This window comes from Haloplanus sp. HW8-1 (assembly GCF_023703795.1).
GTDB classification, from domain to species: domain Archaea; phylum Halobacteriota; class Halobacteria; order Halobacteriales; family Haloferacaceae; genus Haloplanus; species Haloplanus pelagicus.
In genome coordinates, this window is sequence record NZ_CP098518.1 from 1,623,562 (window position 1) to 1,647,366 (window position 23,805).

General features: G+C 66.1%; 28 protein-coding genes, 1 tRNA gene and 1 pseudogene. 27 read left to right on the forward strand and 3 right to left on the reverse strand.

Annotated features, from left to right (window positions below):
* Positions 1 to 69 precede the first annotated feature (69 nt).
* The 4 genes from hutI to NBT82_RS08605 all read left to right on the forward strand — a co-directional run bounded on the left by hutI (position 70) and on the right by NBT82_RS08605 (position 5,729).
* Positions 70 to 1,287: an imidazolonepropionase gene (hutI, locus tag NBT82_RS08590; protein WP_251331119.1), complete on the forward strand. Its 1,218-nt coding sequence runs from the start codon at positions 70 to 72 to the stop codon at positions 1,285 to 1,287.
* The gene (hutH, locus tag NBT82_RS08595; protein WP_251331120.1) at positions 1,280 to 2,854 is read left to right on the forward strand and encodes a histidine ammonia-lyase; all 1,575 of its coding nucleotides are present in this window, start codon (positions 1,280 to 1,282) and stop codon (positions 2,852 to 2,854) included. The genes hutI and hutH overlap by 8 nt, the downstream gene beginning before the upstream one ends.
* A 257-nt stretch (positions 2,855 to 3,111) precedes the next feature.
* Complete coding sequence (locus NBT82_RS08600) at positions 3,112 to 4,116, forward strand: sensor histidine kinase (RefSeq protein WP_251331121.1); 1,005 nt, start codon at positions 3,112 to 3,114, stop codon at positions 4,114 to 4,116.
* 65 nt (positions 4,117 to 4,181) lie between these two features.
* Entirely contained in the window at positions 4,182 to 5,729 is a 1,548-nt protein-coding gene (locus NBT82_RS08605; RefSeq protein WP_251331122.1) for a bacterio-opsin activator domain-containing protein, read from the forward strand.
* Positions 5,730 to 5,853: 124 nt separating this feature from the next.
* Here the strand turns inward: NBT82_RS08605 and NBT82_RS08610 are convergent, their stop codons facing one another.
* Entirely contained in the window at positions 5,854 to 6,429 is a 576-nt protein-coding gene (locus NBT82_RS08610; RefSeq protein WP_251331123.1) for a response regulator transcription factor, read from the reverse strand.
* A 153-nt stretch (positions 6,430 to 6,582) separates the two neighbouring features.
* Here NBT82_RS08610 and NBT82_RS08615 point away from each other — a divergent pair, with 153 nt between their 5' ends.
* The 4 genes and pseudogenes from NBT82_RS08615 to NBT82_RS08630 all read left to right on the forward strand — a co-directional run bounded on the left by NBT82_RS08615 (position 6,583) and on the right by NBT82_RS08630 (position 9,963).
* On the forward strand, positions 6,583 to 6,930 hold the full coding sequence (locus NBT82_RS08615) for a winged helix-turn-helix domain-containing protein (RefSeq protein ID WP_251331267.1): 348 nt from the start codon (positions 6,583 to 6,585) through the stop codon (positions 6,928 to 6,930).
* A 404-nt stretch (positions 6,931 to 7,334) separates the two neighbouring features.
* The gene (locus tag NBT82_RS08620) at positions 7,335 to 8,987 is read left to right on the forward strand and encodes an ATP-binding protein (protein ID WP_251331124.1); all 1,653 of its coding nucleotides are present in this window, start codon (positions 7,335 to 7,337) and stop codon (positions 8,985 to 8,987) included.
* A 252-nt stretch (positions 8,988 to 9,239) separates the two neighbouring features.
* Positions 9,240 to 9,578: pseudogene (locus NBT82_RS20175) on the forward strand (DUF5518 domain-containing protein); the annotation flags it as partial.
* Positions 9,541 to 9,963, forward strand: coding sequence for a hypothetical protein (locus NBT82_RS08630; protein ID WP_251331126.1), 423 nt, complete (start codon positions 9,541 to 9,543; stop codon positions 9,961 to 9,963). The pseudogene NBT82_RS20175 and the gene NBT82_RS08630, both read left to right, overlap by 38 nt.
* Before the next feature lie 178 nt (positions 9,964 to 10,141).
* On the opposite strand, the gene NBT82_RS08635 is transcribed toward NBT82_RS08630, so the two are convergent.
* The gene (locus tag NBT82_RS08635; protein WP_251331127.1) at positions 10,142 to 10,807 is read right to left on the reverse strand and encodes a DUF7847 domain-containing protein; all 666 of its coding nucleotides are present in this window, start codon (positions 10,805 to 10,807) and stop codon (positions 10,142 to 10,144) included.
* 250 nt (positions 10,808 to 11,057) lie between these two features.
* On the opposite strand from NBT82_RS08635, the gene NBT82_RS08640 reads away from it, so the two are divergent.
* Both NBT82_RS08640 and NBT82_RS08645 read left to right on the forward strand, forming a co-directional pair.
* A complete protein-coding gene (locus tag NBT82_RS08640) occupies positions 11,058 to 12,248 on the forward strand; it encodes an outer membrane protein assembly factor BamB family protein (protein WP_251331128.1) in 1,191 nt (396 codons plus the stop codon).
* Between the two features lie 284 nt (positions 12,249 to 12,532).
* Positions 12,533 to 14,410 carry a sensor histidine kinase gene (locus tag NBT82_RS08645; RefSeq protein ID WP_251331129.1) on the forward strand — a complete coding sequence of 626 codons (1,878 nt, stop codon included), beginning with the start codon at positions 12,533 to 12,535 and terminating at the stop codon, positions 14,408 to 14,410.
* Between the two features lie 192 nt (positions 14,411 to 14,602).
* Here the strand turns inward: NBT82_RS08645 and NBT82_RS08650 are convergent.
* A tRNA-Gly gene (locus NBT82_RS08650) sits at positions 14,603 to 14,673 on the reverse strand.
* Positions 14,674 to 14,892: 219 nt separating this feature from the next.
* Between NBT82_RS08650 and NBT82_RS08655 the strand changes: the two genes are divergently transcribed.
* The 17 genes from NBT82_RS08655 to NBT82_RS08735 are packed head-to-tail and all read left to right on the forward strand — an operon-like array spanning position 14,893 to position 23,804.
* A complete protein-coding gene (locus NBT82_RS08655; RefSeq protein WP_251331130.1) occupies positions 14,893 to 15,765 on the forward strand; it encodes an RNA methyltransferase in 873 nt (290 codons plus the stop codon).
* Between the two features lie 4 nt (positions 15,766 to 15,769).
* Positions 15,770 to 16,786: a 50S ribosomal protein L3 gene (locus tag NBT82_RS08660; protein WP_251331131.1), complete on the forward strand. Its 1,017-nt coding sequence runs from the start codon at positions 15,770 to 15,772 to the stop codon at positions 16,784 to 16,786.
* A gap of 3 nt (positions 16,787 to 16,789) precedes the next feature.
* Positions 16,790 to 17,536: a 50S ribosomal protein L4 gene (gene rpl4p, locus NBT82_RS08665; protein ID WP_251331132.1), complete on the forward strand. Its 747-nt coding sequence runs from the start codon at positions 16,790 to 16,792 to the stop codon at positions 17,534 to 17,536.
* Positions 17,533 to 17,784, forward strand: a complete 252-nt coding sequence (locus NBT82_RS08670) for a 50S ribosomal protein L23 (RefSeq protein ID WP_251331133.1) — start codon at positions 17,533 to 17,535, stop codon at positions 17,782 to 17,784. The genes rpl4p and NBT82_RS08670 overlap by 4 nt, the downstream gene beginning before the upstream one ends.
* 1 nt (position 17,785) lies before the next feature.
* On the forward strand, positions 17,786 to 18,508 hold the full coding sequence (locus tag NBT82_RS08675; RefSeq protein ID WP_157690817.1) for a 50S ribosomal protein L2: 723 nt from the start codon (positions 17,786 to 17,788) through the stop codon (positions 18,506 to 18,508).
* The gene (locus NBT82_RS08680) at positions 18,508 to 18,930 is read left to right on the forward strand and encodes a 30S ribosomal protein S19 (RefSeq protein ID WP_251331134.1); all 423 of its coding nucleotides are present in this window, start codon (positions 18,508 to 18,510) and stop codon (positions 18,928 to 18,930) included. The genes NBT82_RS08675 and NBT82_RS08680 overlap by 1 nt, the downstream gene beginning before the upstream one ends.
* Positions 18,931 to 18,933: 3 nt before the next feature.
* Entirely contained in the window at positions 18,934 to 19,398 is a 465-nt protein-coding gene (locus NBT82_RS08685) for a 50S ribosomal protein L22 (protein WP_251331135.1), read from the forward strand.
* Positions 19,398 to 20,327, forward strand: a complete 930-nt coding sequence (locus NBT82_RS08690; protein ID WP_251331136.1) for a 30S ribosomal protein S3 — start codon at positions 19,398 to 19,400, stop codon at positions 20,325 to 20,327. The genes NBT82_RS08685 and NBT82_RS08690 overlap by 1 nt, the downstream gene beginning before the upstream one ends.
* On the forward strand, positions 20,327 to 20,533 hold the full coding sequence (rpmC, locus tag NBT82_RS08695; RefSeq protein WP_251331137.1) for a 50S ribosomal protein L29: 207 nt from the start codon (positions 20,327 to 20,329) through the stop codon (positions 20,531 to 20,533). Before NBT82_RS08690 ends, rpmC begins: the two co-directional genes overlap by 1 nt.
* On the forward strand, positions 20,533 to 20,919 hold the full coding sequence (locus tag NBT82_RS08700; protein WP_251331138.1) for a ribonuclease P protein component 1: 387 nt from the start codon (positions 20,533 to 20,535) through the stop codon (positions 20,917 to 20,919). The genes rpmC and NBT82_RS08700 overlap by 1 nt, the downstream gene beginning before the upstream one ends.
* Positions 20,910 to 21,236 carry a 30S ribosomal protein S17 gene (locus NBT82_RS08705; RefSeq protein ID WP_251331139.1) on the forward strand — a complete coding sequence of 109 codons (327 nt, stop codon included), beginning with the start codon at positions 20,910 to 20,912 and terminating at the stop codon, positions 21,234 to 21,236. Before NBT82_RS08700 ends, NBT82_RS08705 begins: the two co-directional genes overlap by 10 nt.
* A complete protein-coding gene (locus NBT82_RS08710; RefSeq protein WP_251331140.1) occupies positions 21,236 to 21,634 on the forward strand; it encodes a 50S ribosomal protein L14 in 399 nt (132 codons plus the stop codon). The genes NBT82_RS08705 and NBT82_RS08710 overlap by 1 nt, the downstream gene beginning before the upstream one ends.
* Positions 21,631 to 21,987, forward strand: a complete 357-nt coding sequence (rplX, locus tag NBT82_RS08715) for a 50S ribosomal protein L24 (RefSeq protein ID WP_251331141.1) — start codon at positions 21,631 to 21,633, stop codon at positions 21,985 to 21,987. Before NBT82_RS08710 ends, rplX begins: the two co-directional genes overlap by 4 nt.
* A complete protein-coding gene (locus tag NBT82_RS08720; protein WP_251331142.1) occupies positions 21,984 to 22,697 on the forward strand; it encodes a 30S ribosomal protein S4e in 714 nt (237 codons plus the stop codon). The genes rplX and NBT82_RS08720 overlap by 4 nt, the downstream gene beginning before the upstream one ends.
* Complete coding sequence (locus NBT82_RS08725) at positions 22,694 to 23,218, forward strand: 50S ribosomal protein L5 (protein ID WP_251331143.1); 525 nt, start codon at positions 22,694 to 22,696, stop codon at positions 23,216 to 23,218. The genes NBT82_RS08720 and NBT82_RS08725 overlap by 4 nt, the downstream gene beginning before the upstream one ends.
* Positions 23,215 to 23,409, forward strand: coding sequence for a 30S ribosomal protein S14 (locus tag NBT82_RS08730; protein ID WP_251331144.1), 195 nt, complete (start codon positions 23,215 to 23,217; stop codon positions 23,407 to 23,409). The genes NBT82_RS08725 and NBT82_RS08730 overlap by 4 nt, the downstream gene beginning before the upstream one ends.
* A 2-nt stretch (positions 23,410 to 23,411) precedes the next feature.
* Positions 23,412 to 23,804 (forward strand): 30S ribosomal protein S8, encoded by a 393-nt coding sequence (locus NBT82_RS08735; RefSeq protein WP_114449696.1) that lies wholly within the window; start codon positions 23,412 to 23,414, stop codon positions 23,802 to 23,804.
* Position 23,805 lies beyond the last annotated feature (1 nt).

Here is a 23,805-nt window from a genome sequence, read left to right on the forward strand (position 1 = left end):
GATCGCCGGGGGCGATAGGCACGGGCGGGGGACGATCTGGACCGGACACGGAGCCGGAGGACCGCGTCGATGACCGACATCACGCTCGTCCACGGCGCGCGCCAGGTCGTCCGAGTCGACGAGGACGGCCTCGATACGATCGCGGACGGAAGCGTCGCCGTCGCCGATGGGACCGTCGCCGCCGTCGGGGCGACTGCCGACGTGACCGATCGGTACCCGATCGGCGCGGCCGAGACGGTCGTCGACGCCAGCGGCAAGACCGTCCTGCCGGGGTACGTCGATCCACACACACACGCCGTCTTCGCGGGCGAGCGCGTCGACGAGTTCGCCGCGAAGCTCGGCGGGAAGAGCTATCAGGAGATCCAGGCCGAGGGCGGCGGTATCCTCGCGACGGTCCGGGCGGTTCGCGACGCGACGCTCGAGACGCTCACGGAGAACCTCCTCGACCACCTCGACGTGATGCTCGCCCACGGCACCACGACCGCGGAGGTGAAATCCGGCTACGGTCTCGCGACGGACGCCGAACTGAAACTCCTGGAAGCGATCGACCGGGCCGACGACCGCCACCCGATCGACGTGATTCCGACGTTCCTCGGCGCACACGCCGTGCCCGAGGGGGAAGACGAGGCGGCGTACGTCGACTACGTGATCGACGAACAACTGCCGGCGGTTGCCGACGACGACCTCGCGGTCTTCTGTGACGTGTTCTGCGACGAAGGGGCGTTCTCGCGCGAGCAGTCGCGCCGGGTCCTCGAAGCCGGGATCGATCACGGGGTGACGCCGAAGATCCACGCCGAGGAGTTCGCCAGACTCGGCGGGGTACGACTGGCCAGCGACCTCGGGGCGGTGAGCGCCGATCACCTCCTCCGGGCGACCGAAGCGGACGCCGCGGCGCTGGCCGAGGCGGGCGTCACGCCGGTGTTGCTGCCCGGGACCGCGTTCGCGCTCGGAGCGGCGTACGCCGATCCGACGCTGTTTCAGGACGCCGGCGCCCCGGTTGCGCTCGCAACCGATTTCAATCCGAACTGCTACACACAGAGCATGGAGTTCGCCGTCTCGCTCGCCTGCAACGGGATGCGGATGACGCCGGCGGCCGCGCTCCGCGGTGCGACACGGCACGCCGCCGAAGCGCTCGCGCTCGCCGACGGCCGGGGGACGCTGCGGGAGGGAGCGCCGGGCGACCTACTCGTCGCCGACGTCCCCCGCTTCGAGTACGTCCCGTACAACCCCGGCGTCCGGACCACGGACACCGTGATCAAAGGGGGAGAGGTGGTCCACCGTGAGTGAGGCCGTCGCCGTCGACGGCGAGTCGCTCACGCCGGCCGACGTCGAGGCCGTGGCCCGCGAGGGTGCCGAAGTCTCGATCCCGGAGTCCGTGCGCGAGCGAGTGCGCGACTCCCGCGAACGGATCGAGGAGATCCTGGAGACCGGCGATCCGGTCTACGGCGTCAACACTGGCTTCGGCGAACTCGTCGACGAACGGATCGCCGCCGAAGACATCGAGGCGATTCAGCGAAACCTCGTGCGGAGCCACGCGGCCGGCGCCGGCGACGAACTGCCGACCGAGGTCGTCCGTGGGATGCTGGTGACGCGGCTCAACACGCTCGTCAAGGGATTTTCAGGTATTCGAGAACGGGTCGTCGACCTGCTCGCCGGGCTGCTCAACAAGGGCGTCCACCCCGTCGTCCGGTCGAAGGGGAGCCTCGGTGCGAGCGGCGACCTCGCCCCCCTGGCACACATGACGCTCGTGCTTCTCGGCGAGGGGACGGCCACGGTCGACGGCGAGCGACTGGACGGCGACGCGGCGCTCGAACGCGCCGGCCTCGAACCGGTCGAACTCCGGGCGAAGGAGGGGTTGGCGCTCATCAACGGCACGCAGCTCACCGTCAGTCTCGGCGCCCTGACGGTCCTAGACGCGGAGCGGGCGGTTCGGGCGGCGGACATCGCAGGCGCGATGACGACCGAAGTGACGACCAGTACGACGGCGTCGGCGGATCCCCGGATCAACGACGTCAGACCCCACCGAGGCCACCGCGAGTCCGCCGACAACGTCCGCTCGATCACCACCGACTCAGAGATCGTGGCGTCCCACCGGAACTGCGACCGCGTACAGGACGCGTACTCGATCCGCTGTCTACCCCAGGTCCACGGCGCCGTTCGCGACGCCGTCAGCCACCTCAGAGAGGTCGTCACGATCGAACTGAACAGCGCGACCGACAACCCGCTGGTTTTCGACGCCGACAACGTCGACGGCCACGCGAGCGGTACCGACGACACGGCGGTACTCTCCGGGGGAAACTTCCACGGCGAGCCCCTCGCGCTCCCCCTCGATTACGTTACGAGCGCGCTCTCGGAACTCGCGGCGATCAGCGAACGGCGCCTCGACCGCCTTCTCAACCCGAACGTCCAGGAGGACCACCTCCCGCCCTTTCTCGCCGAGGACGCAGGGCTTCGATCCGGCTACATGATCGCGCAGTACGCGGCCGCGGATCTAGTGAGCACGAACCAAGCCGAGGGCCGGCCGTCGATGACCAACGTCCCGGTGAGCGGCAACCAGGAGGACCACGTGAGCATGAGCGCACAGAGTGCGCTTCGCGCTGACGAGGCGGTCGACCGGACGCGCCGTGTCGTCGCCTCCGAACTCGTCTGTGCGACGCAGGCCCTCGAGTACGTCGACCCGGATCTCGATCCGGGGGACGGGACTGCGGCGGCGCGGGCGTGCGTGCGCGAGCGCGTCCCGAGACTCGACGAGGATCGACCGATCCACACCGACATCGACGCGGCCACCGAACTCGTCGCCTCGGGCACCCTCGAAGGGCAGGTCGAGGACGCGATCGACGGATCCCTCCGATAGTCCCGGATGGAGACGCCCCGATCAACGTCGACGGCCGACGAAGCCTTTCCGGGCGATCCGTCGCTGGCCCGAGACACGGGGGATGAAAACGCCGGCACGGTGTTTCCGAGTCAGAGTCAGAAAGTAACACTAAACGAACCCCGGGACCAAGGGGAGCGTATGAGTCGCGTTCGGACCCTCTTTGGTCGCCGGTATCCCCACCGGCCACCGGGATCGATGGGTTTCCGACACGGTCACGGGGGGACCACGGAGGACCGATGACCGAGGAGCGTGGTACGGCGATCCCGGTGGACGAGTTTCCGGATCCCGTTCTCGTCTACGCCGTGGAGGGTCGCGACGCCTACGTAACGACGGCGAACGAGGCCTTCGAGCGCCGTTTCGACGACGCCCCGCCGGACACGCCGCTCTCGGCGATATTCGAACGATTTGGCGTCGTCGATACGACCGGGGACGAGGAGCCACTCACCCACCTCGTTCGAGGCAATCGCGTCGGACTCTATCTCGATGGAGACGGCGATCGAGGGCCGTTCTTCGTACGAGTGGTCCCCTCGGAGGCCGATACCGGCTATCTCGTGTTTTGTGATCTGCGGGAGTGTCCCGATATCCAAGAACCGCCCGCCGTCGATCAGGTCGGTAGTGTGATCAGCCACGACCTCCGTAATCCGCTTGACGTCGCCAAGGCCCATCTCCAAGCGGCACGTGAGACGGGCGACCCGGAACACTTCGAGTCGGTCGCCGACGCACACGATCGGATGGAACGGATCATCCGCGACGTCCTCACGCTCACGCGGGAGGACGTCGTCGTGGAGCCGTCGGACCGAGTCTCGATCGAAGCCGCCGCGACGGACGCGTGGCGATCGGTCGATACCGACCGGTCGACGCTCGATTTGACGGGAGTGCTCCCGACCGTCACCGCCGATCCCGGCCGTGTTCGGCGACTGTTCGAGAATCTGTTTCGGAACAGCGTCGAACAGGGGACTGAGGACGGGGATAGATCCTCCGATCGAGGCGACGAGGCTGCGTCCGAGAGTGGGGTGACGGTTACCGTCGGCACGCTAGAGAACGGCTTCTACGTGAGCGACGACGGCCCGGGCATTCCGCCGGAGAGACGTGAGGTGGTCTTCGAACCGGGATACTCCACCCAGGACGGAGGGACTGGGCTCGGCCTCGCGATCGTCGAACGGATCGTCGCCGCACACGGCTGGACGCTGACGCTCACGACGGCCGAATGCGGTGGCGTGCGGTTCGAGGTGCGGTTCTGAAGTCGATGTCGGAACGCGTCGCGACGACAACAAAATAAGAGCGGACGACGACAGTAGTATCAGCCATGGATGACCGGCTTCGGCAGTCACCCCTCGGTGTTCTCGACGTCTCGGCCGACGGGACCGTCACGGACAGCAACGAGACTGGCCGGGCACTGATCGGCATCACGACCGACCCGACGGGGGGCTCGCTCGCCGACGTGTTCCCGCAGTCCGTCGACAATACACTGTTCACGGCATTCGAGGGCGAGGGCGTCACCGAGACGGAGTTCGAGGAGTATTATCCCGATCTCGAACGGTGGCTCGGCGTCTCCGTCGTCGCTCTTGACGAGGGGGGGGCGGTGTATATGCGGGACGTGACGGAGCGACGGCGTGCGAAACAGTCGCTCGAACGACTACGGCAAGAGCGCAAACGAACGGCCCTCATCGACGACGTGCGTTCGGACGTCCTCGCAGCACTCGTCGGTGCCACGTCCCGTGCGGAGATCGCCGAAACGATCTGTCGAGGGCTCGGTGAAACCGACCTGTGCGAATTTGCCTGGGTCGGGGAGCGCGATATCGGACGCGACGATCTCGCCGTCCGCGCCGTCGCGGGTGAATCCGGCGAGACGCTCCGGGCCGTCCGTGACGCACTCGACGACGGGACCGTGACGACACCCGAGGAGCGCGCAGTCGAGAGCGGCCGACTGCGGACCGTACAGCCACTCACCGCCAGCTCTGCAGTCCCCGAGTCGGTGCGGACGGCGGGATTCGCGGACGGTATCCAATCGACATTGGCCATTCCGCTCGTCTACGGGTCGAACGTCCACGGGGTAGTCGGCGTCTACGCGGACGGCACCGAGACGTTCTCCGAACGGGAGCGGGCCAGTTTCGAGACGCTGGGCGAGGTCGCAGGATTCGCGATCACTGCGGTCCGGAATCGGAATCTCCTGCTCTCGGATAGCGTCGCGGAGGTCACCTTCGAACTCGGCGGTGGTTCGGTACTGGCGAGGCTGAGTCGGGCGCTCGACTCGACGGTGAAACTGGAAGGGACTGTGCCACAGAGTGACGATGCGTTGCTCTGTTTCGTCTCGATTGACGGCGACGACGTGGATCGAATCGGCCACACGGCCGCCGGGATCGAGGCCGTCGAGGACGCCCGGGTCGTCAGCGAGTCCGATTCGGGTGGCTCCGTCGAACTCACCGTCCGTGGCGGGACACCCTTGCTCGCGATATCCTCGCTCGGAGGCACCGTACGACAGGCGGCCTTCGAGAGGGGGACCGGACGGCTGGTCGTCGAACTACCCCCGGACGGTGACGTCCGGCGTATCGTAGAGACGATCAGTCGCGAGTACGACGCGGAGTTCGTCGCGAAGGAGGAACGTGAACGGGCGGCGACGACTACGCGTGAGTTCCGTGACGAATTGGGCGACCGACTGACGAAGCGACAGGAGACGGTGCTTCGAACCGCGTACCTCGCCGACTATTTCGAGTCCCCGCGGGGAAGCACGGCCGAAGAAGTCGCCTCCTCGCTCGATATTACCGGATCGACGCTCCTGTACCATCTACGCGCCGGACAGCGAAAACTTCTGGATGCGTATTTCGGTGATCTGACGCGACAACCCGAGGGGTAACGATACCGTCGCGGAGGAGTCGGATCCCGAATGTCACGGGCGTTCGTCCACGGCGACGTCGGACTCGCCGAGTTTCGACGGGGACGATCGTTCATCGCCTCTCCAGTCGCACAACCGTCCGGAGTCATATCTCCTCGCGGTCGACCGCGTCGAACCGATCGAGAACGTCGTCGTCGGTCAGCAGTCGTCTCGCCCGGCGTTCGAGTCGTTCCGCTCGCTCGGCCACGGCCGTATATTCCTCGTGTTCGCGGCGTTTCTCGGAGCCCAGTTCGGCTTCGAGCACCGCTCGTTTGGCCTCGGCGCTGAAGTACTCCCCGAGCAGTTCGTACGCGAGGATCCGTCGCTGCTGATCGATGACTGCGCGAATGTCCTCGCGTTCGACCGGCTTGCACAGATAATCGTCGAACGGCATTCCGAGAACGTCGAGGCCGGGATCGACGGCGGTCACCATGACGACTCGCCCGTCGTATCCCCGTTCGACGAGTTCGGACAACACGTCGTCACCCGACATGCCCGGCATGTGCCGGTCCAGAAGGACGACATCGATCGGCGACTCGTCGACGATCGAAAGCGCCGTCTCGCCGCTGTAGGCCGTCTCGACGTCACAGTAGCTTCGTAGCCGCAGTGCATACGCGTCCGCCACTTCCTGCTCGTCGTCGACGACGAGCGTACGAACGTCCGCGCTATCGGTTCCGGACATCTGTTGAGGGTGGTCGCCTTGGTATCGACACTGAACCCACATAACTACTGATCTTTGCCGAGCGCAGTCATCTGCATTCCTAGAGTCACAGGCGTCGTATAGTCTGCATACCTAGCATTCCCATCCAGTAGGAACGGGGTACTCTCCATGAGTATGTCCGCCCACTCGACTCCGAGGTCGAAGCGCTCCACCGGCCGAACGGCGAACGACGATCTCTCGGCGACCGAACTGTTCGATCTCTTCGGCGACGAATACACGCGTCGTGTGTTCGGAGCGATCACGGATCAGCCACGAAGCGGCCGTGCCGTCGCCGAAACAGCGGACGTCTCGCGAGCGACGGCGTATCGCCGACTCAACGAACTTCGTGACGCGGGGCTCGTCCGTACCGAGATGATGATCTGTGACGACGGCCACCACAAGGAACGGTTCGAGGCCGTCGCCACGTCGCTGTCCGTCTCTCTCGACGGCGGACTCGAGGCGACGGTCGACGTCGCCGAGTGATCGTTCAGTTCACTGCTCGAGCGCGACTATCGCGGCTGCCCGACTCGTACGGATGACGAATCCCCGCGCGCTACATCCGCCCCATCCCCCACTTCGTGATTGTGGCCGGGGGCCGACGACGTCGATAGCGTCTCGAGGAAGTCCTTTCGAGGGACTAGTTGCTGGTGGCGAGACGGTGGGTCCCCTTCTATTATCCGTGGGACGAACCGTTCTCGTGCCCGCTCGCTCCCCTGGCGGGCGATCAACTCACCTCCCCGAACACGCCCCCATCGACCGTGCCTCCCCGTGTATCGGCCCTCCAGCCTCGGGGGTCGAACCGATCCCCACGTTCGAATCCGCGTGCAAGGAGCCACTACCATGTGCAATCGACACGAACTCCCGAGAGTGGTCCGAGGTAGTGCGTAATGGTCCCCGTAGCGACGCTGAGCGAACTGGCCCTCAACGCGCTCGCAGCCACGGGGCTGGGGTGGACGACCTGGACGGCCTACCAGTCTCGGGAACAGCCCAGTGCGACCCCGTTCATCGCGCTGCTCGCTACCCTGACGCTGTGGGCGGTCTTCTCACTCGGGTCGGCGCTGCCCGGCGTCTCGGCCGTGAGTCTGCTCTCGTCGATCTTCGATCTGGCCCAGTTCGGCACCGCACTGGCGGTTCCTGGCGTCTGGACGGTGTACACACTCAGTTATACCGGCCGTGGAACCGGGCTGACGTGGAAACGAATCGTTCTACTGGCCGGTATCGTGCTTCCGGTGGTCCTCGGCGCTATCGTCATCGCGGTCGGTACCTCGGACACCGCCGTCGAACGCGCCATCGCGCCGTTGATCGGCTGGGAACTCCTGTATCTGTTCGCGCTGTTCCTGTACGCGACGTATCTTCTGGTCGATCTCGGCGGAAGCCATGCCCGCGTCTCGAACACACAGGTGATCGTTCTGACGACGGGCGTCGCTGCCCCGTACCTCGTGAGCCTCGTCGGCAACGATACCTCTCTCGTCGGCAGTACGACGATCGGGTTGCTCGTATCGGGGGGACTGCTGGCAACTGCCGTGCGACGGTATCCAGTGATGACTGGCTTCCCGAAGGCCGATTACGTCGCCCGAACGCGCGTGGTCGAAACGCTACAGGAGGCGCTCGTCGTCCTCGACTGGGACGACCACGTCCTCGACGTCAACGAGGCAACGGCCGAACTGTTCGATACGTCCGGGAAGGCGCTGATCGGCGAACCGATCCGGTCGGTCATCGACGGTCTCGAAGGAACGGACCTGCCGACGGGAGCGACGGGAACGGTCGCGCTTCGGACGTCGAAGGGACGCCGACAGTTCCAGTTCAGCGTCTCCGCAGTCGACGAAGCCGCGGCTGACGATACGGACGACCCCGTCGCCAGGACCGTCCTCTTCCGGGACGTTACCGACCGACGAACCAGGGAACAGCGACTCACAGTTCTCAACCGCATCCTCCGTCACAACGTTCGGAACGGTCTGGACGTCGTACTCGCGTACGCCGATCGGATCGACGACGAGGAACTTCGGGCCGGGATTCGGGAGGGTACGTCCGACCTCCTCGAACTGAGTAAAAAAGTCAGGGACGCGGAGGAGGTCATGACCGAGAGCACCGATCCCCCGGAGCCGATCGATCTGACCGAGGTGGCGAGCACCGTCGTCGAGCGGTTTCGAACCGACGGCGAGTCGGCCGATATCTCGCTTGTCTGCCCGGAGGAAGTGTCGATCTTTTCTCATCCGACCGTGATTCGAGAAGTGCTCTCCGAACTGGTCGAGAACTCCCTCGCACACACGGCCGCGGATTCGCCACACGTCGAAATCCGGCTTCGGGAGGTGTCGGACGGGACGGTCGAACTATCCGTCGCGGACGATGGACCTGGGCTCCCCGAACGGGAACGGGAGATCCTCGCGACCGGAACGGAGACACAACTCAAACACGGCCAGGGTATCGGGCTCTGGTTCGTCAACTGGGCGATCACCCAGTTGGGAGGCGACCTTCGGTTCCGGGAGAACGATCCCGACGGCAGTATCGTCACGATTCGGCTCTACGACGCGGTGACCTGACCAGCCGGTGTGCGGCCTCGACGCGACCACCCCGCCCGAGAAGGATCTCTCCTCTCTCGATATCCCACCTGCCGGGATGATCCGCGTTCGGGCGTGGCTGTATTGGGACGAGCAACACTGTGGCGGAGTTTTTAGGGGGAGCGACGGAGGGTCTGATATGGTTCGAATTGGTCCCCCCGATCGTCCGAGACGTGGAAGTACGCCCTCGTCGGGGGGTTACTCGCGCTCCCATTTACCGCGCTCGAAGCGTGGCGCTCCCCCGAGAGAATCACGCTCGGAGCGGTCGTCGTCGGGAGCGTACTCGCCGGCTATCTGATCAAGCGACGACGCGGCAACAGCACCGCGACTGGACTTCGTGCCGCACTCATCGGTGGGTTCCCGGCGCTCTGGGCGCTGAACGAACTGCTTTGGGCAGTCCCGACGATCCCGAACCCACCGTGGTTCCGGCTGATCGGCGTCGCGATGACACTGGCCGTCGGCGTCCTCGTTCTGATCGTGGTGGCCGTCTTCGGCGCACTCGCCGGCCGCTTCGGTGGCTGGTTGGCCGAACTCCGTGGACACGGCGGCGTGGCCGACGCTCACCGCCCGTAACCCCGTGCCGAGTTCGTGGTGGTACGGCGTCGCCCCCTTCCCCGCCGTCGCCGTGACGACCCTCCTCGCGCGCTTCGGATCCCGGACGTTCGTCGCCGTCTCCTCGTCCAGCGGAGAGCCGAACGTCGCGGCTGGCATCGCGTCGTTCGTCCTCGCCGTCGCCTCGTTTTGGAGCGGTATCTTCCTGGCGCTCGTCGTCCTCGGGTGCCTGCTCGCGGACGTACGGGCACTCGGGGACGGGGAAGAGTGGTCGCCGAGTGTCGCGTGGGTGTTCGCCGGCGTCACTCACCTCGGCGGTGCCGTCTTCGCGCCGCTGTTGCTCGTCTCCGTCCCGGCGCTGTCGTACTACCTGTACCGACGCCACGACCGTCTCGGAAGCGGCTGATGCCGCGGCCGGCGAGCGTACCGTCGACGGCGTCACACGTCGACTCGGACGTTCCTCCGACACCACCGGGTCGAGAGTCATCGACGCCGCCGGACGGTGAGGTGGAGTCAGGACAGGGACGTCATGGGGGACGTTGCCTCACGCAGTTGCACGAACGAATCGGCGAGAATGCCGTACATCAGGACGACGAGCACCGAATTGATGGCGAGAGAAGCGAGCTGACCGGCCGACGGCGAGACGAAGGCGAACACCGAGCCGACGGCACCACCGATGCCGCCGAGAACGGCAAACAGAACGACAGTGCGAGCAATCGCCAGCGGTTCCCGCTCGCCAGTTCCCAACTTCGCCGGAGCGCGTCGACGGGACCGGTATCCTCGACTGCGACGGCGAACACCGCGAACTGGAGACTCACCGTGAGAAAGAGGCCGGGGAAAAACAGGAGCACGAACCCCAGCGGAATCACCACCGCGAGGACGACACTGACGACGAGCGTGGACAGGAACGCACGGCCGAGGCGACGGGTGAACAGGTCGCCCGGCAGCGACGAGAGGGCAGGGAGGTCGCGCGTCAGCAGTCTGGCAGCGACGACGACGACGACGATGCCGAGCAGGAAGGCGACGAGGCCAAGCGCGGCGGCGACTTCGGTCGGGAGCGGGAGGGTGAAGCCGATCGTGTCGATATCACCGGACTCGACACTCGACGGGAGTCGATTCACGATGACGGTGTTCAGCGAGCCGACGAGGAGGACCTGATAGCAGATCGTGAGCACCAGAGCGACGATACCACTGACCGAAAACGCACGTCGAGCACCGCGCCCGAGTGCTTGGCCTAATCGGAGTGCCATGCGACGTCCTTCGAGGATCCGCCGCGTGAAAACCGAGCCAGCGTTTCTCGCTCGGAAAATCAGCGGACAGTTGGATGCGGGGGGACGATCCGCTCCGGTCTCTCCCCAAGCGGGGGATAACCGACCTCGCCGAGGGCCGACGATATCCCCATCGTGCACTACCGAGTGGTTCGTCCGCGGGAGTTACCCACGAGTTGCTATCGGGGAAACATCGAGACACGTTGAACTGCGTCCGAGACCACCGGCCACCATGTCTGGACGTCGAGACGGTCGACAGCACGACGACGAAGTATCGACTCGACGCCGGCGAAGCCCGGACACGACGCCGCCGGGAGAACCCGACGGCCCACCGGACGCCGGACCCGGACGAACCGATTCTCGGCGGCCGATTTCCCGCAGACGGACCCTCCGGTCTCTCGGTGTCCTCCTCGCCGGCTTCGGAACCGGTTGCATCGGCGGGTCCGGTCCGTCTTCCGACCGAATCCGCTGGAAGAGGGGTATCCGCGGCAGACCCCTCCTCGACGATGGGACGCTCTACGTCATGGGGCGACTGACGCTCCACGCACTGTCGCCGACCGACGGGAGCACACGGTGGACGACCGAATACAGCGAAGGCGACTTCGATCAGCGGCTCTGTCTCGGTAGCGACATCGCAGTCGACGACCGTCGACTCTACGTTCCCGGGTGCGACGGGCTTCGCTCCCTCCGGCGATCCGACGGCGAGCGGACCTGGTTCGTCGGATCGCCACTCAGACAGGGTGTCGGGGTCGGCGACGGACGGGTGTACGCGAACGCCGACGATCTGCTCGCGGTCGATGCCGACAGTGGTGACGTCGTCTGGCGCGCGAACACCGGCGGTGATCGTCTCACCAGACCGGCAGCGACCGCCGACGGGGTCGTCCACACCAACCGCGTCGACGGGGTGGTCACCGCGTTCGACCGCGACGGCGAGCGACGATGGCACCATCGCACCGACACCGAGACCCGAAGTCCAACGATTGCCGGCGAAACCGTCTACGTAGCCACATCGACCGAACCGGGACGGAGGGGTCGACTGCTCGCGCTGAACCGTGCGGACGGCTCCATCCGGTGGGCGGTCGACACGCCGTCGCCGAAACGCGGGACGCGTCCGGTCGTCGACCGTGACACGGTGTATCTCGGCTGTAGTGGCCGGGATCACGGAACGCTCGTCGCACTCGATCGCTCGGACGGCGCCGAACGGTGGTCGTTCACGGACGAGAACAGCACCGTCTACGAACCGGCGGTGACCGACGAGACGGTGTACGCCGGGTCGAACGACGATCACGTCTACGCGTTCTCGCGGACCGGTGACCCCGAGTGGCAGACCGAGACGAACGGCGTCGTCGGGTCGGTCGTCGCCGGCGAGGAGTTGCTCTACGCGGCGACCAACGAACGGCTTTTGGCCATCGAACGGTCGTGATCGCCTCCGTATCGCACAACTCGGGTGGGGTGCTGATGGGCTTCGATCGTGACGGCGGTTCTCGGCCGTCGCGACTGGAGTCCCCGACGACGACGTCCGAACGATCGGGCGTGCAGACGCGGCATTCGGCGGGACGGGAGATCGGACGCCGGTCGTGAGGCGACGGAGTCGATCCGACGCCGACGGATGGCGATACCACGACCGGACCACCGGTGAAATTAAGCCGCTCCTCCGGTAGCGTCCAACATGATCGGGGTCGGCAACGAAACGCCCCGAATTCCGGGATGAGTCTCGACTCCTACCTTCCCGAGTCCGTCCGCTCGCGGTACGCACTGAGACTCTTCGGCGTCTCGCTCGTCATCGTCCTCCTGATTACGGCGCTCACGACTGTGACCGTCTTCCAAGTCTCCGACCGCGTCCGTGACAACCAACTCCGGTCGGTCGAGACGAACGCCGAACTCGAGGCTCGTGCGCTCGGCCAGTGGATCGACGGCAAGCAGCAGGTGGTGCGAACGCTCTCGAACCACGAGGGGCTGACGCCGGTCTCCGGGAACCGAACGCAGGCCACCCTCGACGCCGAACTCGGGTCGCTCTCGCCGGAGACGGCGTCGCTCTCGATCGTCGAACGGCGCCCTCACACCCACTCCAACGGGACGACCGAGACCATCGTCGCCAGCACCAACAGGCGATCGATCGGTCGGTCGCTGTCGGTGACCGACATCGACTGGAAACCGACGGTCGGGTTCAACTTCGAGGGTACCGACGACGTGATCCTTTCGCTGGTGTACACGGACGGCAACGAAACCCTCGTCGCGCTGGCGTCGCCGATGCCGGACGGGGAGCACGTTCTCGTCGCCGAGTACCGAACGAGCGTCCGGGCCGAACGGTTCACCAGCGCGATCTCAGGGACGGACACGCTCGTACTCGGTGGATTCACCGCCTACGTCCTGTTCGACGAGAACGAATCCGACGGGATCACTCCCTACGAGGGTGACCGGGCGAACACGACCATCGGGCGAACGATCCTCCGGTCCGAGCCGACCACCGACATCCACGGGGCAGTACTCACCGATACCGAAGTGAAGGGATACCACAGCGTTCCCGGGGAGAAGGTCGACTGGGTGGTCGTCAAGGAGGTTCCGCGATCGAAGGCCCTCGCGGTGACCGACCGGGTACAGCGTGACCTCTGGTTGCTGGTCGCCATCGTGATGGCCGGCTTTCTACTCATCGGCGGCGTCATCCAACTGGGTCCGATCCGGTCGATCAAACGGCTGGCGAAGCAGGCCAACGCGATTGCAGAGGGCGATCTCAGCGTCGACGTGGACCGCGACGGCCGGATCGACGAGGTCGGAGAGGTTCAGTCGGCGTTCGACAACATCAAAGGCTACATCGAGACGATCACCGAACAGGCCGAGGCGCTCTCCAGAAAAGCGTTCGACGACGACGTGTTGCAGGCCGAAGTCCCCGGTCGCGTCGGCGAGTCGGTGGCGACGATGCACCACGACCTGCAACAGTTCATCACCCGACTCGAAGTCCTGAATCGCATCCTCCGTCACAACCTCCGGAACCAACTCGACGTCATCAACAGCCACGCCGAGGCCCTCGAAGACACCGAGCATCGCGAGGCGATCCTCGCGGCGACTGGGACGTTGGCTGCCCTGGGTGCTCGCGCCCGCCACATCGACTACATCCTCTCTAAGGATCCCAGACCGACGACGATCGATCTCGCCGACCGGATCGAGGCAGTGCTGAGCGACGTCGAGACCGACGACGTTACCGTCGGAACCTCGCTTTCCGACGACGCGACGGTGGTCACCGACGCCGAGATCTGCACCACCGTGCTCCGGAGCCCCCTGGAAAACGCAGTCGAGTACGCCGACGCCAGCGTCACCGTCTCGGTCGAACCCTCCGAGACGGGCTGTATCGTCGAAATCGGCGACGACGGGCCGGGGATTCCCGCGTCCGAACTGGAGCCGTTGTCTACCGAACGGGAGACGTCGTTACAGCACGGCCGCGGGCTGGGGCTCTGGGAACTGAAGTGGGGGGTCGACACACTCGACGGCGACCTCTCGTTCGTAACCGACGACGGCACGACGGTGGTGATCCGGCTGCCGGATCTCGACGCGACCGGGGACAGCCAACCTCGCGACGCGTCCCGCTGACTCGCGGCTCCGGGTCGGCATCCCGAGACACACTCCGTTCGCGTCCCGCCCCGATCGCTCCCCGATTCGAACCACAGGATCGGTTTCGGGGGTTGCACGACTCGCGTCGCTCGCGCCACTCCCTGATTCAAATCCGCAGAAGACGGCTTTCAGGACCGCTCGCTTCGCTCGTGGTCGTTGGAATCCTGAAAATGCGCTGGCCGGGATTTGAACCCGGGTTGTGACCATGGCAAGGTCACGTGATACCACTACACTACCAGCGCACTTCGCATTCACATCAAACCGGGAAGGACAATTAAGCGTTCCGAAATCCGCGCCAACTCGACGCCGGCGTGGGGACGACTGTCGTGGAAGAACTCCCCACGAATCGACGTCTCGGAGCGTGTGACGCCCTCACAGCCCGATCGGTCTTTCGCTACCCTTTTACCGGAGGATGCGGTACGGAGCCTACAGTCTAGTGACGTGACGCGGAAAGGCCCGGCATGACGTTCGACGTACTCGTGCCGTCTTCCCTCGTCCGGGAAGCCGAGGACAAACGCGAGGCGACTCGCAAACTCGGTTACGTCGCCCGTGCGGCGACGGTGTTCCGGGCGGATCGGCTCGTCGTCTTCCCTGACAGGGAGGGCGAACGACGCTGGGGAGGCGGGTTCGTCGAGGTCGTGCTTCGGTACGCCGCCACGCCCCCCTACCTCCGAAAGGATGCGTGGGGACGGCGGGACGAACTGGAGTACGTCGGCGTGTTGCCGCCCCTCCGCGTCTCGTCACGGACCGGCTTCGGACCTGACCGTCCGGGGTCGTTGCAAGAAGGAATCGTGACCGAGGTCGGACCTGACGGCCGCGTTCGGGTCAATTGCGCACTGCAACACCCGATCTCCCTCCTCCTCCCGGACGGGATGGAGGTGAGCGAAGGAGAGCGCGTCGCCATCAGGATCTCTTCGAGAGAGCCGGTCCGCGCCCGAATCGTCGACGAACCCCCACCGGGGTTCGCGGTTCGGCGCGCGGGCCTGTCGGAAGCGCTGGCCCGCCCCGACGCGGGGCTACGGATCGCCACGTCCCGCCACGGGACGGAGCTGTCGGTCGATCGACTGGCCGACGTCGTGGGGCGCTCCGGGGGCGACATGACCGTCGCCTTCGGGGCGCCGGGCCGTGGGCTTCCGGCGATCCTCGACATGCTTGTCGAGGACGTCGCCACGGACGAAGCCGACGCGGACGACTTCGCCGTCGGCGACCCGGACGTCGAACCCGGACCGGGGTTCGACCTCTGGCTGAATACGATTCCGCGACAGGGAAGCGAGACGGTGCGAACGGAGGAGGCGATGTTCGCGTCGCTCGCGCCCCTGACACTCACGGAGTAAATCCATGCCACAACCAAGCAGACCACGAAAAGGCTCGATGGGATTCGGTCCGCGCAAACGCGCGACCAGTGAAGTCCCGCGTATTCGCTCGTGGCCCGACGACGACGGCGCCCCCGCGCTGCAGGGCTTTGCCGGCTACAAGGCCGGCATGACCCACGTCGTCATGGTCAATGACGAGGCCAACTCTCCCCGCGAAGGAATGGAGGAGTCGGTCCCGGTGACCGTCGTCGAGACGCCGCCGATGCGGGCAGTCGCCCTGCGAGCCTACGAAGAGACGTCGTACGGACTGAAGCCGGCAACCGAAGTGTGGACCGACGAGTTCCACCCGGAACTCGACCGCACGCTCGACCTGCCGGCCGAAGACAGCTTCGAGGACGACGCCGAGTCCCTCCGCGAGGCCGTCGAGCGCGGTGCGGTCGACGACCTGCGGATGATCACCCACACGACCCCGAGCGACCTGGCGAACGTCCCGAAGAAGAAACCGGACGTGATGGAGACGCGCGTCGGCGGCGGGAGCCTCGACGAGCGCGTCGACTTCGGACTCGACCTCGTCGCCGACGGCGGCGAACACGACATGTCGGACGTGTTCCGCGCCGGCGAGTTCATGGACGCAAGCGGCATCACGAAGGGAAAGGGCACCCAGGGTCCGGTCAAGCGCTGGGGCGTCCAGAAGCGGAAGGGCAAACACGCCCGCCAAGGGTGGCGCCGACGCATCGGCAACCTCGGCCCGTGGAACCCCTCCCGCGTGCGCTCGACCGTCCCCCAGCAGGGACAGACGGGCTACCACCAGCGGACGGAGCTCAACAAACGCCTGATCGACATGGGTGACGGCGACGAGGCGTCGGTCGACGGCGGCTTCGTCAACTACGGCGAGGTCGATGGGCCCTACGCGCTCGTCAAGGGCTCGCTACCGGGGCCGGATCAGCGCCTCCTGCGTTTCCGCCCGGCCGTCCGACCGAACGACCAACCGCGCCTCGACCCCGAGGTGCGCTACGTTTCGACCGCATCCAACCAGGGATAACCAATGCAAGCAACAGTACGCGATCTGAACGGCGAGGATGCGGGCACGGTGGACCTCCCCGAGGTCTTCGAGACGGCCTACCGGCCGGACCTCATCAAACGTGCCGTCCTGGCCGCACAGGCGAACCGAAAGCAGGCGTACGGAGCCGACCCCTACGCCGGGCTGCGAACCCCGGCGGAGTCCTTCGGCAGCGGCCGCGGGATGGCCCACGTGCCCCGGGAGAACGGGCAGGGCGCCCGCGTGCCCCAGACGGTCGGCGGGCGCAAGGCGCACCCGCCGAAGGCGGAGAAGGACCAGGGCAAGGGAATCAACGACAAGGAACGCAAGCTCGCGGTCCGTTCGGCCGTCGCGGCGACGGCCGACGTCGAGCGCGTGGCCGCGCGCGGACACGAATTCGATACGGACCTCGACCTGCCGCTCGTCGTCAGCGACGACTTCGAGGAGCTCGTCAAGACCCGCGAGGTCGTCGACCTCCTCGAATCGCTCGGCCTCCACGCCGACGTCGAACGCGCTGACGACGGCCGGTCGGTCAGGGCGGGACGCGGCAAGACCCGCGGCCGGAAATACCGCGAGCCGAAGTCGATCCTGTTCGTGACGAGCGAGGAGCCGTCGAAGGCGGCGCGCAACCTCGCCGGCGCGGACGTGACGACCGCCCGGGAGGTCAACGCGGAGGACCTCGCGCCGGGCACGGACGCCGGTCGACTGACGCTCTGGACCGAAAGTGCCATCGCGGAGGTGGCGGAGCGATGACGGTGATCCAGCACCCGCTGGTGACCGAGAAGGCGATGGACGAGATGGACTTCGACAACAAACTCCAGTTCGTCGTCGATATCGACGCGAACAAGGCGGAGATCACCGACGCCATCGAGTCCCGCTACGACGTGCGGATCACGAAGGTGAACACACAGATCACCGCACAAGGCGAGAAGAAGGCGGTCGTCTCCCTCTCCGAGGACGACGACGCACAGGAAATCGCCTCGCGAATCGGGGTGTTCTAAGATGGGACGACGCATTCAAGGCCAGCGGCGTGGTCGCGGTGGGCCAACCTTCCGTGCCCCCAGCCACCGCTACAAGGCCGATCTCGAACACAAGAAGGACGAAGAGCGCGACACGATCTCGGGAGAGATCGTCGACATCGAACACGATCCCGCCCGCTCGGCACCGATCGCGGCCGTCGAGTTCGAGGATGGGGACCGACGCCTCGTCCTCGCGCCCGAGGGTGTGACGGTCGGCGAGACGATTCAGGTCGGCGTCTCCGCGGAGATCAAGCCCGGGAACACGCTCCCGCTGGCGGAGATCCCGGAGGGCGTCCCGGTCTGTAACGTCGAGAGCAGCCCCGGCGACGGCGGCAAGTTCGCCCGGGCCTCCGGGACGAGCGCACAGCTCATGACCCACGACAAGCGCGTCGCGGTCGTGAAGCTGCCGAGTGGCCAGGTCAAACGGCTCAACCCGCAGTGTCGCGCCACGGTCGGCGTGGTCGCGGGTGGCGGCCGGACCGAAAAGCCGTTCGTCAAGGCCGGCAACAAGCACCACAAGATGAAATCCCGCGGCACGAAGTGGCCGCGGGTCCGCGGTGTGGCGATGAACGCCGTCGACCACCCCTTCGGTGGCGGCGGCCGCCAGCACCCCGGCAAGCCCAAGTCCGTCTCGCGGAACGCCCCGCCGGGACGGAAGGTGGGCGACATCGCCTCGAAACGCACCGGACGCGGAGGTAACAAATAATGAGTTCCGAATACCGAACCGGCCGCGAGGGTGAGTTCACCTACCGCGGTCACACGCTCGACGAGCTGCAGTCCATGTCGCTCGACGAGGTCGCGGAACTGCTTCCCGCTCGCATGCGGCGAACCATCACCCGAGGCCTGTCGGTCGAACACGAGAAACTGCTTGACCGTGCCCGCGAGGCCGGGGAAGAGGAGACGGCCAACGACCCGATCCGAACCCACCGACGGGACATGCCGATCGTCCCCGAGATGGTCGGGCTGACCTTCTCGGTCTACAACGGGCAGGAGTTCCAGCGCGTCGCGGTCGAACCCGAGATGATCGGGCACTACCTCGGCGAGTTCCAGCTCACGCGGACGTCGGTCGAACACGGCCAGGCCGGCATCGGCGCGACCAGGTCCTCGAAGTTCGTGCCACTCAAGTAACACATGGGAATCAACTACAGCGTCGAGGCCGACCCGGAGACGACCGCCAAGGCGATGCTCCGAGAGCGGCCCATCAGCATCAAGCACAGCAAGGCCATCGCCCGCCAGATCAAGGGGATGACCGTCGCCGATGCCGAGGCGTACCTGAACGCCGTGATCGACGAAGAGCAGTCGGTCCCGTTCAAACAGCACAACACCGGTGTCGGTCACCGGAGCGACATCGACGGCTGGGACGCCGGTCGCTACCCCGAGAAGGCCAGCAAGGACTTCAAGAAACTGCTCACGAACGCGAGCAACAACGCCGACGAGCAGGGATTCGACGGCGAGGCGATGACCATCAAACACGTCGCCGCCCACAAGGTCGGCGAACGACAGGGGCGCAAGCCCCGCGCGTTCGGTCGCGCGGACCCGTGGAACACCACGCTCTGTGACGTGGAACTGATCATCGAGGAGGAGGACACCGAATAATGGCCGACGAACACCAGTTCATCGAGAACGGTCTGCAGCGCTCCCAGATCGACGAGTTCTTCGCGGACGAACTCGGCCGCGCGGGCTACGGCGGCATGGACGTCGCCAAGACCCCGATGGGGACCCAGATCGTCCTCAAGGCCGAGAAGCCCGGCATGGTCATCGGCAAGGGTGGGAAGAACATCCGCAAGGTGACCACGGAACTCGAGGAGCGGTTCGACCTCGACGACCCCCAGATCGACGTTCAGGAGGTCGACGAACCGGACCTGAACGCCCGCATCGTCGCGGACCGACTGGCCAACGCCCTCGAACGCGGCTGGTACTTCCGCAAGGCGGGTCACACGACGATCGACCGGATCATGGAGGCCGGCGCGCTGGGCGCCGAGATCGTCCTCTCCGGGAAGGTCACCGGTGCGCGGAGCCGCGTCGAGAAGTTCAACCGCGGCTACATCAAGCACAACGGCGAACCCGCCGAGTCCATCGTGGACGAGGGCCAGGGCGTCGCCGTGATGAAACTCGGCACCATCGGCGTGACGGTGAAGATCATCCCGCCGGGCGCCGAACTCCCCGACGACTTCGAGATCGCCGAGGACGCCGACGTCGAACCGGTCGAACAGGCCGCGGAGACCGGCGGCGGCGTCGAGGAACTCCTCGAAGAGGAACCGGAAGAGGTCCCGGACGCCGGCGAGGGCGAGGACGTCGACGTGCCGACTGAGACGCCCGAGGACCTCGACGAGGAGATCGTCGAGGAGGTCGTCGAGGAGGAACTGCCCGACGAGGGCGCCGAGACCGACGAAGACGAGGACACCGACGACCTCGACGAGGCGGACACGGTCGACGAGGAGGTCGACGAGGAGACGATGGACGAGGCGGCCGATCTCGTCGAAGAGATGGAAGCGACTGACGAAGACGAGGAGGAGGACGCATAATGGCGATCCTGCACGTCGAAGAGATCCGCGACATGACGCCCGCCGAACGCGAGGCGGAACTCGAGGACCTCGAAACGGAACTGCTGAACGCGAAGGCGGTCCAGGCGGCCGGCGGGATGCCGGAGGACCCTTCGCGGATCGGCGAACTGAAGAAGACGATCGCGCGGATCAAGACGATCCAGCGCGAAGAAGGCGATTTCGAATAATGCCACTCACCCCCGAGACCCTGTGCCGACACGAACTCAACGGCCTGCGCGTGCGGGTCGTCGAGTCGACGAACCCCGACAGCGTCGGGATCGGCGGCCGCGTCGTCTCTGAGACGATGCGGACGCTCGTCGTGTCGGACGGCTCTCGGGAGTGGCGTGTCCCCAAGCGGGGGACCACCTTCGAGTTCGCCCTGCCGCGCACAGATGAAGCCGCCGACGCCGAGAAGGCGTCGGGGACCGCGCCCGAACTTCCGTCGGAAACTGCCGGCCGAACCGGTCAGTCGGACGGTTGCGAGGACGTGGCCTACGTTACGGTGGATGGCGCACGACTGCTCTCACGACCCGCCTTGCGAACCGAGAAGGCAGGTGTATCCACATGGCGATAGGACTGAACGTAACTGAACCGGAGGAGGCCTGTGCCGACCAGCACTGCCCGTTCCACGGCTCGCTTGCCGTGCGCGGACAGACGCTGGAGGGCACGGTCGCCTCCACAGCGATGGAAAAGACGGTCGTCGTCGAACGCGAGTACGACGTTCGCGTTCCCAAGTACGACCGATACATGAAACGCCGGAGTCGCATTCCGGCCCACGCACCCCCGTGTCTGGGCCTCGAGGAAGGCGACCGGGTCCGCATCGCGGAGACGCGACCCCTCTCGAAGACCAAATCACACGTGGTCGTCGAGATTCTGGGAGGTGACGAGTGATGGAGGCGCTGAAAGCCGACGTCACCCGTGGCCTCGCCAAGGGGTCGCTCGTCACCTGTGCGGACAACACCGGGGCGCGCGAACTGAAGATCATCAGCGTCGCGGGCTACTCCGGAGCGAAGAATCGACACCCCAAAGCGGGCATCGGCGACAAGGTGACCGTCTCGGTCACCAAGGGCACACCGGAGATGCGCCGACAGGTGCTGGAGGCGGTCGTCGTTCGCCAGCGCAAGCCCATTCGTCGCCCAAGCGGCACGCGCGTAAAATTCGAGGACAATGCCGCCGTCGTCATCGACGACATGGAGGAGCCTCGCGGGACCGAGATCAAGGGTCCCGTCGCGCGTGAAGTCGCCGAACGCTTCGGGAGCATCGCATCGACTGCGACGATGATCGTATGACTCGACAGCCACACAAAGAGCGGACACGAAAGCGGACGGCACCCCTGCACGAGCGTCACGACCAGGTTCGCTCCACGCTGGCCGAGGACCTCCGCGAGGAGTACGGCCAGCGCTCGGTCCGGGTCAACGCGGGCGACACCGTCGAGGTGCTCCGTGGTGACCACGCCGGCGAGGAGGCGGAAGTGCTCACCGTGGACCTGACCGACGAGGTCGTCCACGTCGAGGACGTGACCGTCGAGAAGGCCGACGGCGAGGAAGTGCCCCGGCCCCTCGACGCGAGTAACCTTCGCGTGACGGAACTGAACCTGGAAGACGAGCGCCGGCAGGCGCGCCTGGAGGCGGATACCGAATGACTCGACACCAGAAACGACTCTCGGTCCCGAAGTCCTGGCCGGTCGAACGGAAGACCGCGACCTGGACGGTCAAGGCCGGCGCCGGCCCGCACGGCGAGGCGGGGGTTCCCCTGCTGATCGTCCTGCGGGACGTGCTCGGCTACGTCGACTCGCGCAAGGAAGCGAACTACGCACTCAACCAGGGAAGCGTCCTCGTCAACGGGGACGCCGTCTCGGACGTCGAGCGTCCCATCGGGATGTTCGACATCCTGGCCTTTACCGAACGCGAGGAGTTCTACCGCGTGTTCCCGGACGAGGGCGGTCGGCTGGCGCTGACCCCCATCGACGCCGACGCGGCCGACAGCCGCCTCGGAAAGATCGTCCGGAAGACCCAGGTGACCGGCGGTGACTTCCAGTTCACCCTCCACGACGGCACGAACGTGCGCGTCGACGAGGACGAGGCCGGCGAGTACGCCACCGGCGACTCCCTGGTCGTCGACAACGAGAGCAAGGAGATCGTCGCCCACTTCGTCTACGAGGAGGGCGCCCTGGTGACGGCCGTCGCCGGCAGTCACGCCGGCGAGATCGGCGAGATCGACACGATCACCGTTACGCCCGGAAGCGGCGACAACGTCGTCACCGTCACCCAGGATGACGACGGCTTCGAGACGATCGAGGACTACGTCGTCGTGATCGACGAGAACTTCACCGACGGGGAGGGTGACGAATGAGCGAAGCCGAAGCGGACTTCCACGAGATGCGCGAACCGCATATCGAGAAGGTCGTCGTCCACATGGGCGTCGGCGAGGGCGGCCGCGAACTCGCGGACGCCGAGGACATCCTCGAGGACGTCACCGGACAGCAGAGTGTCCGGACGACGGCCCGCGGGACGGTCCAGGACTTCAACATCCGCGAGGGCGATCCGATCGGCGCGAAGGTCACCCTTCGTGGCGACACCGCAGTCGAGTTCCTCGAGACGGCGCTCGGCCTGGTCGACCTCTCGGCCTCGCAGTTCGACGATACGGGGAACTTTAGCTTCGGGGTCGAGGAACACACGGAGTTCCCGAGCCAGGAGTACGACCCGAACATCGGCATCTACGGGCTGGACGTGACCGTCAACATGGTCCGGCCGGGATACCGCGTCGCGAAGCGAGACAAGATGTCGCGGTCGATCCCGTCGGGGCACCGCCTCGACGCGTCGGACGCGGTCGCCTTCGTCGAGGCAACCTTCGACGTGGAGGTAACGCAATGAGTGAAAGTGAATCAGGAACCCAGGACGGACGCGACGTGACCGGAGAGCACGCCACGCCCCGCACGGACGACCGCCATCAGTGTCGTCGATGCGGCCGCAAGCAGGGGCTCGTCGGCAAGTACGACATCTTCCTCTGTCGGCAGTGCTTCCGCGAGGTCGCCCGTGACATGGGATTCAAGAAGTATCGATAACAATGGCAGGGAACGACCCCCTCTCGAACGCACTCTCGGGGCTCGACAACGCCGAGAGCGTGGGACACCTGTCCCACACGGTACAGCCCGCCTCGAACGTGATCGGCTCCGTACTCGAGGTCTTCTACGACCGCGGGTACATCGACGGATTCGAGTTCGTCGACGACGGCAAGTCCGGTCGCTTCGAGATCGAACTGAAAGGCGCGATCAACCAGTGTGGCGTCGTCAAGCCCCGCTACTCCGCGGGGGCGGACGAGTTCGAAAAGTGGGAGAAGCGGTATCTCCCCGCCCGCGACTACGGGGCGCTCGTCGTCACGACCAGCCACGGCGTCATGAGCCACTACGAGGCCCGCGAACAGGGCATCGGTGGCCAGGTGATCGCATACGTCTACTAAC